The sequence below is a fragment of the Sphingomonas crusticola genome (assembly GCF_003391115.1).
In the GTDB taxonomy this organism is placed as follows: Bacteria; Pseudomonadota; Alphaproteobacteria; order Sphingomonadales; family Sphingomonadaceae; genus Sphingomonas_I; species Sphingomonas_I crusticola.
On record NZ_QTJP01000001.1, the window covers coordinates 2508665 to 2523483 of the forward strand.

At 66.2% G+C, this 14819-nt stretch carries 12 protein-coding genes; 7 read left to right on the top strand and 5 right to left on the bottom strand.

What is annotated here, in order from left to right:
- Positions 1-103 precede the first annotated feature (103 nt).
- Both DX905_RS11985 and DX905_RS11990 read right to left on the bottom strand, forming a co-directional pair.
- Positions 104-4294, bottom strand: coding sequence for a translocation/assembly module TamB domain-containing protein (locus DX905_RS11985; RefSeq protein WP_116091545.1), 4191 nt, complete (start codon positions 4292-4294; stop codon positions 104-106).
- The gene (locus tag DX905_RS11990; protein ID WP_240320835.1) at positions 4294-6183 is read right to left on the bottom strand and encodes an autotransporter assembly complex protein TamA; all 1890 of its coding nucleotides are present in this window, start codon (positions 6181-6183) and stop codon (positions 4294-4296) included. Before DX905_RS11990 ends, DX905_RS11985 begins: the two co-directional genes overlap by 1 nt.
- A gap of 210 nt (positions 6184-6393) precedes the next feature.
- Here DX905_RS11990 and DX905_RS11995 point away from each other — a divergent pair, with 210 nt between their 5' ends.
- The 4 genes from DX905_RS11995 to DX905_RS12010 are packed head-to-tail and all read left to right on the top strand — an operon-like array spanning position 6394 to position 9338.
- Positions 6394-6573, top strand: a complete 180-nt coding sequence (locus DX905_RS11995; protein WP_116091547.1) for a hypothetical protein — start codon at positions 6394-6396, stop codon at positions 6571-6573.
- Between the two features lie 54 nt (positions 6574-6627).
- Positions 6628-7650: a DNA topoisomerase IB gene (locus tag DX905_RS12000; RefSeq protein WP_116091548.1), complete on the top strand. Its 1023-nt coding sequence runs from the start codon at positions 6628-6630 to the stop codon at positions 7648-7650.
- A 1-nt stretch (position 7651) separates the two neighbouring features.
- Positions 7652-8818 carry a mechanosensitive ion channel family protein gene (locus DX905_RS12005; protein WP_162875586.1) on the top strand — a complete coding sequence of 389 codons (1167 nt, stop codon included), beginning with the start codon at positions 7652-7654 and terminating at the stop codon, positions 8816-8818.
- A gap of 34 nt (positions 8819-8852) precedes the next feature.
- Complete coding sequence (locus DX905_RS12010; RefSeq protein ID WP_116091550.1) at positions 8853-9338, top strand: pyridoxamine 5'-phosphate oxidase family protein; 486 nt, start codon at positions 8853-8855, stop codon at positions 9336-9338.
- 69 nt (positions 9339-9407) lie between these two features.
- On the opposite strand, the gene DX905_RS12015 is transcribed toward DX905_RS12010, so the two are convergent.
- Complete coding sequence (locus DX905_RS12015) at positions 9408-10646, bottom strand: polyhydroxyalkanoate depolymerase (protein ID WP_116091551.1); 1239 nt, start codon at positions 10644-10646, stop codon at positions 9408-9410.
- Between the two features lie 108 nt (positions 10647-10754).
- On the opposite strand from DX905_RS12015, the gene DX905_RS12020 reads away from it, so the two are divergent.
- Positions 10755-12548, top strand: a complete 1794-nt coding sequence (locus DX905_RS12020) for an ABC transporter transmembrane domain-containing protein (RefSeq protein WP_116091552.1) — start codon at positions 10755-10757, stop codon at positions 12546-12548.
- Between the two features lie 101 nt (positions 12549-12649).
- Positions 12650-13174: a rhomboid family intramembrane serine protease gene (locus DX905_RS12025; RefSeq protein WP_162875587.1), complete on the top strand. Its 525-nt coding sequence runs from the start codon at positions 12650-12652 to the stop codon at positions 13172-13174.
- On the opposite strand, the gene DX905_RS12030 is transcribed toward DX905_RS12025, so the two are convergent.
- Positions 13146-13619 carry a cupin domain-containing protein gene (locus tag DX905_RS12030; protein WP_116091553.1) on the bottom strand — a complete coding sequence of 158 codons (474 nt, stop codon included), beginning with the start codon at positions 13617-13619 and terminating at the stop codon, positions 13146-13148. The genes DX905_RS12025 and DX905_RS12030 overlap by 29 nt on opposite strands.
- Positions 13620-13866: 247 nt before the next feature.
- Between DX905_RS12030 and DX905_RS12035 the strand changes: the two genes are divergently transcribed.
- Positions 13867-14121, top strand: a complete 255-nt coding sequence (locus tag DX905_RS12035) for a hypothetical protein (RefSeq protein WP_116091554.1) — start codon at positions 13867-13869, stop codon at positions 14119-14121.
- 169 nt (positions 14122-14290) lie between these two features.
- Here DX905_RS12035 and DX905_RS12040 read toward each other — a convergent pair whose 3' ends face one another.
- Positions 14291-14806, bottom strand: coding sequence for a hypothetical protein (locus tag DX905_RS12040; RefSeq protein WP_116091555.1), 516 nt, complete (start codon positions 14804-14806; stop codon positions 14291-14293).
- Positions 14807-14819 lie beyond the last annotated feature (13 nt).

Consider the following 14819-nt stretch of genomic DNA (forward strand, 5'->3'; position numbering starts at 1 on the left):
CCGCTGAGGCGGAAAGCCGCGTCTTTGTCGCCCTCGGTAACATAGGCGAAGCGGTGTCCCGCTTGAGCAGGATATTGGGAACGGAAGGCGATCGGCGAACCTATCAATAATCCTTCGAAACGCGCAGATTGACGCTCTGCCGGCCGATGGTCGAGATGGTCGACAGCACCGACAGCCAGCGGGTGATGCGGAATTCCACGCTGGTGGCTGAATAGCCGGCGCCGTCGGTGATCAGCTCCACATAGGTGCGCCGCCCGACATTCTTGCCCGCGGCAATCGCGCTCTTCTGGCCGGTGGTGACGTCCGCCGGCAGGATGCGCAGCCGATCGAGGTGGACCGCCTTGCGGATCGCGTTGATCGGATCGAGATTGAGCCCGCCGCCGCTTCCGCCGCGCAGGCCGGCCACGGCCGCCGCCAATTGCAGCGCTTCGGGTGCGGACAGGTTGGTGATCGAAGTGCCGAACAGCAGCCGCGACAGCAGCTCATCCTCGGGCAAAGCGGGCGTGCTCTGGAAGGCGATATCCGGGTGGAGCCCGGTGCCGGTGACGTGGATGGTCGCGTTCAGCCCCTGAATGTCGGCCAGCGCGGTGATGTCGAGCACCGGATCGGCGGGCGCCTCGCCGGTGAAGCGGATCGAACCGCGGTCGAGATTGAAGCGGCGGCCGGCGAATTGATAACCGCCGCGCACGAGATCGGCGCGGCCGCCGATTGCCGGATTGTCGACCGCACCCTTGATGGTCAGATCCGCGCGCCATTCGCTGTCCAATCCCATGCCGGTCACCATGAGGCGGCTGGGGGCGTGCGCCTTCAGGTCGAGCGTCCACGGCACCGGAGCATAATCGTCATCGTCATCGTCGTCGGGACGATTGAGCTCCACCACCTTGAGACGCGGAACCTGCGCGGCGGCAGCGCTGCCCATCTTGAAGCGGCCCTTTTCGATCTGCAGATCGCCCGCGATCGTGCCGCTGACGCCGTTCGATTTCAGGGTGAGCGGGCCGGTGACGGTCGCACCGATATCGTCGCGATTGAGCAGCACGGCATTCTGCGCCTGGATCGCGAGATCTATGCCAAGGCCCTTGCCGGCGCCGAAATCGAAGCTGCCGCGGCCCCTGACGGTGCCGCCGCTGCCCGCCCGTCCCGTCATCTGATCGATGTTGAGGCGCGAGCCGTCGAAGCTGCCCGATGCCTTGATGCCATCGATCACCGTGCCGGTGACCGCGCTTTCGATCCGCGCGCCGTCGCTGGCCAACCGCCCGCTGATCTTGGGGTCGGCGGGCGTGCCGCCGATGTCGGCCGCAACCGAGAGCGGGCCCGACAGGTCGATCGTCTCGACTCCGATCAGCCGCCACAATGTGTCGGCGGGACCGGCATAGCGGATTTGCGCGAACAAAGGTGCGTGGAGCAGGCGTGCCAGGATGTCGTTGCCCGGCGGCAGCGGCGCGATGCGCGCTTGTCCCCGCCCGAGCGTCTTGCCGTTGCTGACGACGACCGCGCGGCCCGCCAGGCCCCGCTCAGTCAACACCGCCGCCAGGCCGAGATCGACCGGCTGCGAACTCAGTACCAGTCCCGAGCGCGTGATACCGCGCACCGCGACGTCGATGCGGCCGGTCGGGGCGCCGCCGGCGTCGTGACGGAAGCTGAACTTGCCGCTGGCATAGCCGCCCAGACCGAGATTGGGGTTGAAGATGTCGAGCAAGGCCAGCGGCATATGTTCCAGGCCGGCATCGATACTGGCCGAATTGCGGCCAAAACGGCCGGAGAGCGTCGCCTCGCCACCCGCATAAGCGATACGGGCGGGGGCCAGCGTCCAGGCATCGTCGGTCATGGTCAGTTCGACCGGCCCGGCCAGGGTCAGCGGCTTGCCTTCGACATTGCCCTTGCCCGTCACCGACATGTGGCCTGGCGTCAGCGTCGCGGTGGCGGCGATATCGAAGGCGCGGCGGCGTGTCCCCGCCGCGGTAATCGCAACCGTGCCTTGTCCTGCCTTGAGATGTGCCTCGGCACCGATACGGGCCAGCGAAACGCCGCTGCGCGCAAGCCCGATCGCGCGCAGGCTGCCATCGATGACGGTACCGGCGGGATCGAGCAGGACGGCCCCGTCGGCGCGGCCGCGCCGCACCCTGATCGGCTGGGCTGCCGCGATCGACGCGCCGGCAAATGTAAGATGCGGTTCGATCCGCTGCAGTGCACCTTGCGGCGCAAAGCTGATCGAGCCGCCAATCCCGCCTCCGGCCAGATCGAGCCGGCCGGTGAAGCCCCCGGTTCCCGAGGTCAGAACGCCCTTGGCGTGGGTGCCGGAGACTGCGAGATCGGCGATCTCGATCATCGTCGGTTGATTGGGCCCGGTGCGGATCAGACCATGTGCCTGGAACGGACCGGCCAGCGATCCGCCCGCCGCGCGGAACTGGAAGCCTTCCGGCACCGGATCGAGATTGAGAGCAACCTGGGTGAGGCCGAGCGCCTCGACCGGGCGGTCGAGCTGCAATTGTACCTTGGGATGATCGATCGCCCCGTCGAGCTGGATCCTGAAGGGCCCGTAACTGGTCTGCGTGCCTGCTCCGGCAAACTGGAACGTGCCGTCACGACGCCGGATGCCGGCGCCAAGGATGCGGATGGCGGGACCGGTCAGCAGCGTGTTCGAGAAATGCATCACGCCATCCGGCGTCCGCACGAGCCGCGTGTCGATGCGCGGATTGCCCCCGGCAAGGCTTGCGAGGAAGGCGTTGTCGAAGCGCCGCACGATCGCCTGGCCGGTGCCGGACACGATCGTGCCGACGCCATTGGGTCCGGGCAATACGCTGACCTTCGTCTGCACATCGACGATGCCGAGGCCGGGGATCAGATAGCGCGCGAGCCCGCCGGCGACGGCGATGTCATAGCGACCGGAGACAAGGTCGAGCCGCAGCTGGAGCTTGCCCTTGAGCTTGTCGGAATTGAGGGAAAGATCGTTGCCGACCACGGTCTTGGGATCGACCTTGAGCACGCCCGCGACGGACAGGTTGCGCAATATGCCGCCCGCGACCGTGCCGAGCCCGGTGACCTGCGTCGCCTGCAGCCTGATCGGAACCGATACCGGCGCGTGCGACCAGCGGCCCTCACCGACTGCGCGGATATTGTCGAAGCCGGTCGTATCGAATGCGATGTGCGGGCTCGACAGCGAATAGCGGAAAGCCGTCGTACGGAAGGGCCCGTCGAGTAGCGCATGGAGATGGACGTCGCGCCCGGTCATGTTCGGGAACAGCGCTGGCGGCCTGAGCAATCTGGCGTCGATCGAGAGGTTCGAGAAAGCGGAGCCGCCGAGGTCGATCCCGCCGGCCGCGGCGAATTGCAAGGCGGGCGAGGCGAGGTTGATGCGGCCGTCGAGTTTGCGGTCGGCGAGCGTCGCGGCGCCCGCGACCTTGATCCTCGGCGCAGTCAGCCGCTGGAGTTTCCCGGCCAGGAAGAAGGAGGGCGCGACCGTGCCCGCAAGGCTATAGCGCCCATTGCGGACCCCCAGGCCCAGGTCTGCGACATCCTTACCGCCAAGCGTGCCGCGCATCGCCCCGTCCCAGGCGTGCCATGTGCCATGGCCGCCGACACGCAGCGTGGTCCCTTCACGCAAGCCGGCAAGCCCAGCGACCACCCCGCCGGCGGGTCCATCCAGTTCCGCTTTCAGCCGGAACTTGTCGCCATCGGGCTCGGCATCGAGATCGAGCAGCAGGCGGTCGCGCCCGGTGCTCGTTGCGCGCAGGCCGATCATGGCACGGCGGCCGTGGATATCGGCCTTGCCTGCCAGGCGCACGATCTCGGCGTGGCCGGCGACGGCGCGGCCAAGCTTGAGCCGATCGACCTGCAACGCGCCGATGTGGATGTCGAAGCCGGGCAGGATCGGGCTGCCGGGTTTACTCCTGAGCGCGGGCAGGCGGTCGAGAATGACCAATGGCGCCGATAGCTGCTCGATATTGAGCAGGTTATGCGCCCAATCCAGGGGGTGCCAGTCCAGCCGGATCTCCGGAGCCTCGAAGAATTGCCCCTTCAGATCGTAAAGCCGCACGTCGCGCAGGGTGGCGCGGCGCCAGATCGAGCCTTCGATCCGACCGATCTTGATGCGCAGCCCGCTCGTCGGGCGCATCGCGGCGATGCGATCCGCGATCAGGCGGTGGCCCGGTTGGGTGTCGATGCTCCACAAGGCGATGAGGAAAAGCGCCACCAGGGCGAGGAAGCCGATTCCGAGCGCGCGCAGGACGCGCCAACGGCGGCGCGGCACGCGCGGTTCGGTTTCGACCGCAACGTCGGTGGTGACGTCGTCGGCCATCAGAAGGCCTGACCGAGCGAGACGTAGACCGCAACGCGCGATTCACCCGAGCGGCGATTGAGCGGCGTGCCGACATCGACGCGGATCGGACCGAAGCTGGAATAATAGCGCACGCCCAGACCCGTGCCGTAGCGCAGGCCCGATATCTTCGGCAGGCCCCCCTCATACAGATTGCCCGCGTCGAGGAATGGGACGACGCCGAAGGCGCCGAAGCGCACGCGCGCCTCGAGCGAGAATTCGCTGAGCGAACGCCCGCCGACGGGATCGCCATCGACGTCGACCGGCCCGATCTTCTGATAGCCATAGCCGCGCACCGATCCGCCACCGCCGGAATAGAAGCGCCGCGACGGCGCGATACTGTCGCGCGACACGCCATCGATCGACCCGAACCGCACGCGCCCGGCGACGACGACCCGCTCGCCGAACGGCTGATAGCCGCTCGCGTCGATCTGCATCTTCACATAAGCATGCGTGCCCGCCTGCAGCGAAAGTTCGGGCGAAAGCCGGCCCGACAGGCGGAAGCCACGCGTCGGGTTGAGCAGATCGTCGGAGCCGTCATAACCCAGGCTGGTCGGCGCGGCTGCGACCAGGAACGTGCGGCGGCGAGGAGCGCCGGTCGCGACGACCGTGTCTTTCTCGTCCGTGGCCACGAATTCGGACCCGAGCGACCAGGTCCAGGTCTTCTGCCAGATGATATTGGTCTGGCGTTCGATGCTCGCGCCGATCGTGAAGGTCTTGGCATCATACGCATCGAAATTGCTGTGCGATGCGACGATCTGCGCATTGAGGATGCGGTCGCGGGCGTGGAAGTTGCTTTGGCGCAGCACCGCGCCGAGCGATTGCTCGCGCGTGCCGGCGACGCCGCGGAAGGTGACCGCGCCCTCGGGCTTGATCAGGTTGCGATGCTGCCACGACGCCTCCGCGCGCACGCCTTCGCCGGTGCCGTAGCCGAGTTCGCCCGCGATCGTATGCGGCGGCGCGCGATCGATATGGACCGCGATATCGACCACATTGCGATCGGATGTCGGCGTCGGCGTGATCGTCACCGCCGACACGAGTCCCGTGGCGATCAGGGCGCGGCGGAAATCGTCGATCCGGGCGGCATCATATTGCTGCCCGGGGTGGAAGCGCGCGATCGTCGCCAGATGCTCGGCCGAGAAAGTGCGCTTGGGACCTGTGGGTATTATCCGGCCGAAGCGGGCGCGGGCGCCGGGTGTGACCGCAAGCGTGAGCGTGGCTTTGTTGAGCTGGTGATCGATCGCGACCTGCGGCTCGCCGACCTTGGCGAACGGATAGCCTTCGCGGCCGAGCGCGACCTTGAAAGCGGTGACGGCGGCCAGCACCGCGTCGGCATCGACCGCGTCGCCTTCCTTGATGGCAAATTGCTTGGCCAGCGCCGGCGCTTCGGCACCTGCGCCCTCGATCCCCGGCAGCGTCACCGAACTGAACTGATAGGCATCGCTCGGGGTCACCGTGACCCGGACGATCGTCTGCCCGCTGTCCGGCGTCGAATTCACGGTCGCGACAACGCGGCCATCATAATGACCCTCGGCGGCAAGCAGTTGGCGAACAAGTTCCTCGTCGTCGCGCGCGCGGCGGTTGATCTGCGCCGCATTGGCGGGCTTGCCCTGGTTCGTGACGAGCGCGGACAATTCGTCGAAGCGCGTTCGGAAGTCCGATCCCAGCGCATCGGCGCCTTCGAGTACGACCCGATAATGCTGCAACCGGTCCGCCGCGATGCCTTTGACTTCGGTCGGGCCGGCCGTGGGTGCGGCGTCGATCTTGGCCGGATCCGGCCAGTCGACGCCCAGATCGGGCATCGGAGCGAGATCCGCCGCGCTGTCCGCGACAGGTGCGGGCGGGGGCGCCGGTGCAGCGGGCACCGTCACGCTCGGGGCCGCATCCTGGCCCAGGACGGCCTTCGGCGGGAGGAGGAGGGCGGCCGCGACCGATAGACGCAGAGCGTGCCGCGGCAAAACCGGAACCATATATTCGTCCTAAAGGCTGACTGGCCGTGCCGCCAGCTTCCTTTGCCCGATTTGTTTTGCGCCCGTCATGCGCAGCTGGCGGAAAGTTCGGGGAACTGGCAGGAAAGCCACATGGCCACTGAACCCCAAAGCGCCGCCGGCGGCGCCTTCATCGCGCTCGCCATCCTTGTCGGAGCGATCGCCGGCGCCCTCAGCGGACAGCCGACGGTCGGCGTGCTGGCCGGCGCCGCGACTGGCATCGCCTGCGCGGTGTGGATCTGGCTGCGCGACCGCCGACGGATCGGCCATTAAGGGACATCGGCAGCCGTAGGCGGAACGACGCAAGGCGGATCACGTTCACGCCTCATGTCATCATCCAGATTGCGTCATGTCGACGACAAGACAGCCGGTATAACTCGTAAGCGCGCAGGCCATGGCTGGGCCTATTTCGCCTCCTCGGGCGAGCGCATCACCAATCGCGACGAGATCGATCGGCTCAACGCGATCGCCCTGCCGCCGGCTTATACCAACGCGTGGTATTGCCCTTTCGCCAACGGGCATATCCAGGCGACCGGCATCGATGCGCGCGGGCGCAAGCAATATCGTTATCACGTCGATTTCCGCGCGGCGCAGGAGGCCGACAAATATGAACGCTGCGCCGATTTCGGGCGGGCGCTGCCGAAATTGCGGGCCAAGGTCGACGCCGATCTCGCCGGCCGCAAGCTGGCGCGGGATACGGTCATCGCGGCAGTGGTGCGGTTGCTCGACCTCGGCCATATCCGCGTCGGTAACGAGGCCTATGCCAAGGAGAATAAGAGCTTCGGCGCCACCACCCTGCGCAACCGGCATGCGAAGGTCACGGGCGGCAAGCTGCGGCTGGAATATATCGGCAAGTCGGGCAAGAAGCAGCGGCTGACGATCGAGGATCGGCGGCTGGCAGCGATCGTGCGCCGTACGCAGGATCTGCCGGGCCAGCATCTGTTCGAATATCTCGACGATGACGGCGCGCCCCAGCCGGTCGGATCGGCCGAGGTCAACGATTATATCCGCGATGCCACGGGCGGCGACTTCACCGCGAAGCATTTCCGGACCTGGGGCGCGAGCCTGCTCGCCTTCGAGCATATCCTGAGTACCGCCAAGGACGGCAGGCCTGGCCTCAAGGCCATGTTGGAAGCGGTCGCGGCCGCGCTTGGCAATACGCCGGCGATCAGCCGCAAATCCTATGTCCACCCCGCCCTGATCGAGCTGTGCCGCGGCGGGGACGCGAGCGAATTGTGCACGCTGAAATTGCCCCGGGCGACGCAATGGCTGGACAGCCATGAACGCGCGCTCATCGCTTTCCTCGACGAGCTTGCGAAGGAAGGCAAAAAGCAGGCAAAGGCGGCCTGATATGCCAGTCTCTTCGAACGTCGCGACCGCAGCGCCGCTGCGCGTCTCGGGCAGCACCATCCAATTGCTCTGGAACGAGAGCATCGCCTGGATCCTGAGCCATTATCTCCAGATCGCGATCGCGCTTGGCGCGGGCGTGGCGATCGCGGCCATTCTCTACGGCGTCCGGCTGCTGGGTGAGAGGCTATGCCGCCGTCAGCTGGGCGGCGCGCACTGGCCGCAGACGATCGGCCGGGTGTTCGCGGCGACGCGGCTTTGGTTCATCGTCCTGTTCGCTGCCAAACTGGTTTCGGGTTATGCTTTCCCGCCGCCGCTCGTCACGCAGACGATCACGGTGATGTTCACGGTCGCTGCCGCCCTCCAGGGCGCCTTGTGGGTGCGGGAAGCGATCCTCGGCGTGGTCGAATATCGCGCGGGCGGAGAGGAGCCCGGCGCGCTCGGCTCGGCGATCGGCATCATCCGCCTGCTTGTCACGATCACGCTGTTCGCGATCGCGATCGTGCTGATCCTCGACAATCTTGGCGTGAACGTCACCGGGCTGATCGCGGGCCTCGGCATCGGCGGCATCGCCATCGGTCTCGCCGCCAAGGGCATATTCGACGATCTGTTCTCCGCTTTGTCGATCATCTTCGACCGGCCGTTCCAACGCGGCGATTCGATCAAGTGGGACAAGACCAGCGGCACGGTCGAAGCGATCGGGCTCAAGACCACGCGCATCCGCGCGGTCACGGGCGAGCAGGTGGTGATCTCCAACACCAACCTGCTCAACAAGGAATTGCACAATATGGCGCGGCTCAAACGCCGCCGCGTCGAGCTCACGCTGCATATCGCCTATCATACGCCGGCGGACGTGCTTCGCCGCGTGCAGGATATGATCAAGGCGGTGGTCGAGGCGCAGGACAAGTGCAAGCTCGTCCGCTGCGGCATTTCGGATCTCGCGCTGCCGGTGATCGAAGTGCAGGTGCAGTTCGATGTGCAGAGCGAGAATTGGGACAAGGTGTTCCAGGCGCGGCACGAAGTTGCGATCGCGCTGCTCGACGCATTCGAGCAGGCGGCGATCGAATTCGCCGGCCCTGACGGCAAGTCGATCACCCCGCCGGTCAATGCGCCTCCACCGGGCGCCGCTGGCGGTCCGGCCGATCCCGACGACGGAACCGCGCGCGCCTGACACCATTCTGTCTCCGAACCTGAGGAGATACAGCATGGCCGACGACGCCGAAATCGAAGCCCGTTTCTGGAAAGACTTGAAAGCCGCGCCGTTCGTGATGCTCGGCCTGATCGACGCCCGCGACGGTCATACGCAACCGATGACGGCGCAGTTCGAAAGGAACGGCGGACCGCTCTATTTCTTCACGACCAAGGACAATGGGCTGATCGCCGGGCTCGGGGGATCGTCGCACCGGGCGATCGCGACCTATACGGGCAAAGGCCACGATTTGTTCGCCAGTATCCATGGAACGCTGAACGTCGATCAGGACGAAGCGACGATCGACCGGCTGTGGAACCCGCATGTCGAGGCATGGTTCGAGGGCGGCCGCAACGATCCGAAGCTGACCCTGTTGCGGCTCGATACCGAGAAAGCGGAATTGTGGCTCGGCGGGAGTTCGATCGGGGCGATGCTGACGCGGCTGCTGGGGAAGGATCCCAAGGACAGCTATAAGGACAATGTGGCTGAGGTGACGCTCTAGCCTCGCCAAGCATGCGCTTGCGTCGTCATGCCGGAATGTTCGGCATGACGACGGAGCATTGGTTGCGGATCAGGCCTGGGCGGCTCGCTTGTCCGCGTCGGCGATGAAGCCTTCCAGCACCGGCGCGATCTCGTTGCGCCAGCGGCGGCCGTTGAAGATGCCGTAATGGCCGACCGACTTTGCGAGCAGATAATGTTTCAGCTTGTCCGGCAGGTTGGGCGTGATCTTGAGCGCGGCACGGGTCTGGCCGACGCCTGAAATATCGTCCTTCTCGCCCTCGATCGCGAGGATGGCGATATCGGTGATCGCGCCGGGATCGACCTTGCGGCCGCGGAACATCATCTCCCCCTTGGGCAGAAGGTGACGCTGGAACACGACATCGATCGTCTCGAGATAGAATTCGGCGGTCATGTCGCACACCGAGCGATATTCGTCGTAGAACGCCTTGGTGCCCTCGGCGCTTTCCTGGTCGCCGTCGACCAGATGGCGGAACATCTGCCAGTGGCTGACGAGATGATTGCCCCAGTTCATCGCCATGAAGCCGGTGAGCTGCAGGAAGCCGGGATATACCTTCCGCCCGTTGCCGGGATAATAGAAGGGCACGGTCGCGATCACGTTCTGTTCGAACCAGCTGTGGGGGCGCTGGGTGGCGGTGGTGTTGACCTGGGTCGGCGCTTCGCGCGTGTCGATCGGCCCGCCCATCATGGTGAGCGAACGCGGCCGCGCCGGGTTCTTGTCGCTCGACATGATACAGGCGGCGGCGAAGGCGGGAACGGCCGGCTGGCATACCGCCAGCACATGCGCGCCGGGACCGATATGCTCCAGCCAGCCGATGAGATAGTCGATATAATCGTCGAGGTGGAATTCGCCGTCGGCGAGCGGCACCAGCCGCGCATCGCGCCAGTCGGTGATCCACACGTCATGGCCCGGCAGCATCCGCTCGACCGTGCCGCGCAGCAGAGTGGCATAATGGCCCGACATCGGTGCGACGATCAGCAGCTTGGGCTGATCCGTGGGCGCGTCGGGGCGGGTGAAATGAATAAGCTGGCCGAACGGCTTGCGTGCCTCGATCACTTCCTCGACCAGCACTTCCTTGCCGTCGATCAGCGTGAAGGGCAGGCCGAATTCGGGTTTGCCATGTGGCGCGGACGCGTGGGCGAAGACATCGAGCCCTGACGCCATCATCGAACCGAATTGGGTGCGGGCGAAGGGATTTGCGGGGTGGGCCATCCATTCGGAACCCATTTCGGCCATGGCGCTGGCGCCCGCCAGCAGGCTCCGCTGCATTTCATAAGCTTCGTACAGCAAGCGACACGCCTCCCTTGGGAGCAACTAGATGGAGGCATTGACCCCGCAATGCAACAAACGTCCGAAAGTGCGATTGGTTGAGCGTCGATCGCTTGCTACAGCGTATATATGGCCAAAGCTCCGACACCATTGCCTTCCCCGAAGGAACGCCGCCGTATCGGCGAGCTGCGCCTGATCTGGGGGATGGCGGCGCGCTATCCGGGGCGGATCGCCAGCGCCCTTGCCGCGCTGGTCGTGGCATCGGCGGGGACGCTGGCCATTCCTTATGGCTTCAAGCGCGTGATCGATCGGGGCTTCATCGCCGGCGGCGGATCGGCGGCGAGCGTGAACGACTCCTTCCGCTATTTGCTGATGATCGTGGTGGTGCTGGCGATAGCGACCGCTTGCCGCTTCTATTTCGTGTCGTGGCTGGGCGAGCGGGTGGTCGCCGATTTGCGCCGCCGGGTGCAGGGCAATCTGCTGACGCTCGCGCCGCGCTTCTTCGAGGAGAACCGCCCGTCCGAGATTGCGTCGCGGCTGACGTCGGACACGGCGATCATCGAACAGATCGTCGGCTCGACCGTCTCGATCGCTTTGCGCAACAGCTTCACCGGCATCGGCGGCATCGTCTATCTGTTCACCCTGTCGCCCAAGCTGGCGGGGATGCTGTTGCTCGGTATCCCGTTGATCATGGGGCCGGTGATCGTGCTTGGGCGCCGCGTGCGCGGCTTCAGCCGCTCGTCGCAGGACAGCATCGCCGAGGTTGGATCGATGGTGGCGGAAACGCTCGGCGCGATGAAGATCGTGCAGGCGTTCGGCCAGGAAAGCCGTGAGGCGGAGCGCTTCGGCGTCGCGGTCGAGCATGCGTTCGCGGTCGGCCGCCGCCGCTTCACGGTGCGCGCGATCATGACCGCGGTCGTGATCGGGCTGATCTTTGGTTCGATCACGATGGTGCTGTGGCAGGGCGCGACCGACGTCGCCGCAGGACGGATGAGCGGCGGATCGATCGCGGCATTCGTGCTGACCGGCGGCTTCGTCGCGGGGGCGTTCGGCGCGTTGACGGAGGTGTATGGCGATCTGCTGCGCGGCGCGGGCGCAGCCGGACGGCTGGGCGAATTGCTGGCCGAGAAGCCGGAGATCGCGCCGCCCGCCAAGCCGCAGGCGCTGCCCGTGCCGCCGCGCGGTACGATCGCGTTCGACCATGTCGAGTTCCGCTACCCCACGCGGCCCGAAGTGGCGGCGCTGCACGATTTCAGCCTGACCGTGTCACCGGGCGAACGGGTGGCTATCGTCGGCCCCTCGGGCGCGGGCAAGACGACGCTCTTCCAGCTTGCCCAGCGTTTCTACGACCCGCAGGTCGGCACGGTGCGGATGGACGGGATCGCGCTGACCCAAGCCGATCCGGCGGCGGTGCGCGCGCGGATCGCGGTGGTGCCGCAGGAGACCGTGATCTTCGCCGCCTCGGCGCGCGACAATCTGCGCTACGGGCGATGGGAGGCGGACGACGCGGCTTTGTGGGCGGCGGCCGAGAATGCCAATGCCGCCAAGTTCCTGCAGGAATTGCCCGAGGGCCTCGACACGTTCCTGGGCGAGGGAGGGGCGCGCTTGTCGGGCGGGCAGCGCCAGCGGATCGCGATCGCACGCGCCTTGCTCCGCGATGCGCCCTTGCTGCTGCTCGACGAAGCGACCTCGGCGCTGGACGCGGAGAGCGAGCGGCTGGTGCAGAATGCGCTCGAGCGGCTGATGAAGAAGCGCACGACTTTGGTCATCGCCCACCGCCTTGCCACCGTCCGCGCGGCCGACCGCATCATCGTGATGGATGGCGGCCGTATCGTCGAGCAGGGTCGCCACGACGAGCTGGTGGCCAAGGCAGGGCTCTATGCGCGGCTGGCGCAGCTCCAGTTCGAGGGCGAGGCGGCCTGATCGCTTTTCAGGCGATCTTCTGGCTGACCGCCGTAACCGCTGCCGCGCTCGCAGGCCGGCTGCAACTGCCAGCTGTAGCGTCCGCACGACCCTGGCTCACGGTGAGTGTAACTCTTTTGCTCGCCTTGGCATTTGCCGCGCAAATCGCCGCACCCGCGCTTGTGCCGCAGTTCGAGCGTGACGCGGCGGCGATCGCACGGGGCGAATATTATCGGTTGTTCACCGCGCTGTGGTTCCAGGACGGCGGATTGGTTGGTGCCGCGTTCAACCTGACGATCCTGCTAATCGTGGGCTCGCTCGCGGAGATGCTGTGGACACGGCGCGGCTGGCTGGTCCTCTATTTCGGCCCGGGGCTGGCAATCGAAACGCTTGCGCTGCGGTGGCAGCCAGTCGGCGCCGGCAATTCGATCGCCTGCTTCGGACTGGCCGGCGGCTTGCTAGTAAAGTCGGGGGTGCCCGAGCGGCCGTTGCTCCTGCGCGCGGCCCAGGCGATCGGCTTATGCGCCGGCATCGTGCTGGCATGGAACCGCGATATTCATGGCGCGGCGTTGCTGCTTGGCGCCGTGCTGGGCCTGCTTCTGTCCCGCTTGCGCGGGTTCAGGGCCGTGCGGGCTGAGGCAGCTTGATGCCAAGCAGAGCAAGCTTGCCGCCGCTGACGCCGAACCAGTGCGGCATGCCGGCGGGGATCATGATGACATCGCCGGGCGCCAGCGGACGCGAAATGCCGCCCTCGATTTTACCGCCCTGGGTCAAGCCGGGATTGGTGACTTCCGGATCGGTCATCGTCCCGCCCGAGACGAGCGTTCCGGCGCCGGCGACGACGACCGCATATTCGGCGTCGGTGGGGTGGACCGCCGGGCGTCCGGGGCCCTTCCAATATTCGACCGAGGCGACCGACACGCCTGCGCGCACCAGCGGCGCCATGGCGAACAGCTGGCCGGGCTTCATCGCGGCACCGATACGTTCGACGAGCGCCTGAACGTCGGCGGGGGTAGCGAAGCCGGCAGGCTCCGCCACCTGGGCCGAGAGCGGAGCGGCGGCGGCGAGCAACAAGGCTGAGGCGAACTTCATCGGAATCCTTCCAGCGAATAGCCCGAGTGAGCATCTCCCGCCGGTGCCGTCAAATCAAAGCGGCTTCGCCATTTTCCGCGTAGTTTTCCATTGATGAGCGCGCCCCGCCATATCTTGGGAAAAATAGCGGCAGTCTGCGCAAATTCGATCATGTTCAGGGAGGAGCACGACTTGGCACGGCTCCTGCAACTCCCTTCGACGTGACCGGCAAGGCGCCGGCCACTGCTTAAGAGGGAGGAACCTCATCATGAAAATTTCCGCTATCATCGCCGCTGCAATGCTTAGCGCTGTCGCCGTTCCCGCTTTCGCCGCCGCCGGTGGCGAGACGGCCAAGCTCAAGGCAACTTACGACGCAAAGCGCGACAAATATTGCGTTTCCCAGCAGATCACCGGCCAGCGCATCCCGGTGCGTGATTGCCGTACCAAGGCCGAGTGGGCCCAAGAGGGCGCTTTCTTCGCCGACGCCAAGAAGGCGCAGGACACGACGCTGGCGCAAAAGTGACCGCGCCACGCCCGCGGCCGGGGGCCCGCGGGCGGCCCCCGATCGTCCGGTTTCCGTTCGGAACCGGACGATCGGTGGACGACGCCGCCTTCTGTCCAGATCCGGGCAAGAAGGGACACCATTGAGAAGAGGGGCCGACGGATCTTACGCCGGTAGTCGTGCAGCCCGATCAGGGCGCGACTTTATATCCATCCCCCGGGCCTACCAGTTTAACCGGCACATCGAATTCCGGGCGGGCGACGCCATCGACCGCAAGCCGGCCGACCAGTCCCGAAGCCGTGGATTCGTAGGTCGTGCATATCTCCTTGCCGAGCAACGATGCCATCGCCTGCGCGACCTGGCCCAGGCCGGGGGCGGCTTCCTTGGCACCGAGCACATGATCGCCAACCATCAGAGTGCCCTTGTCGAGGTCCTCGCGGCGTAGCAGCCCGCACACGGCGCCATGCTTCACTTCCACATCGCTCGTGACCCGTAATGTCACCGGCCCTTGGGGCGACAGCAGGATGAGCGCGCTATTGCTGTATCGTGCGCCGCCGAGCGGCCGATAGGTCGCCATCGACCGGCAGGTCTTCGCTTGTTCGTTCGGCCTCTGGCATTCCACCTGACCGGCTAGAGCAGGCGCGATAGGATTGGCGCCGGTGGCGGGTGCCGCGGCGAGCAGCGCGCCGATGATCGTCAAGAGCATGTCAGTCCCTTTC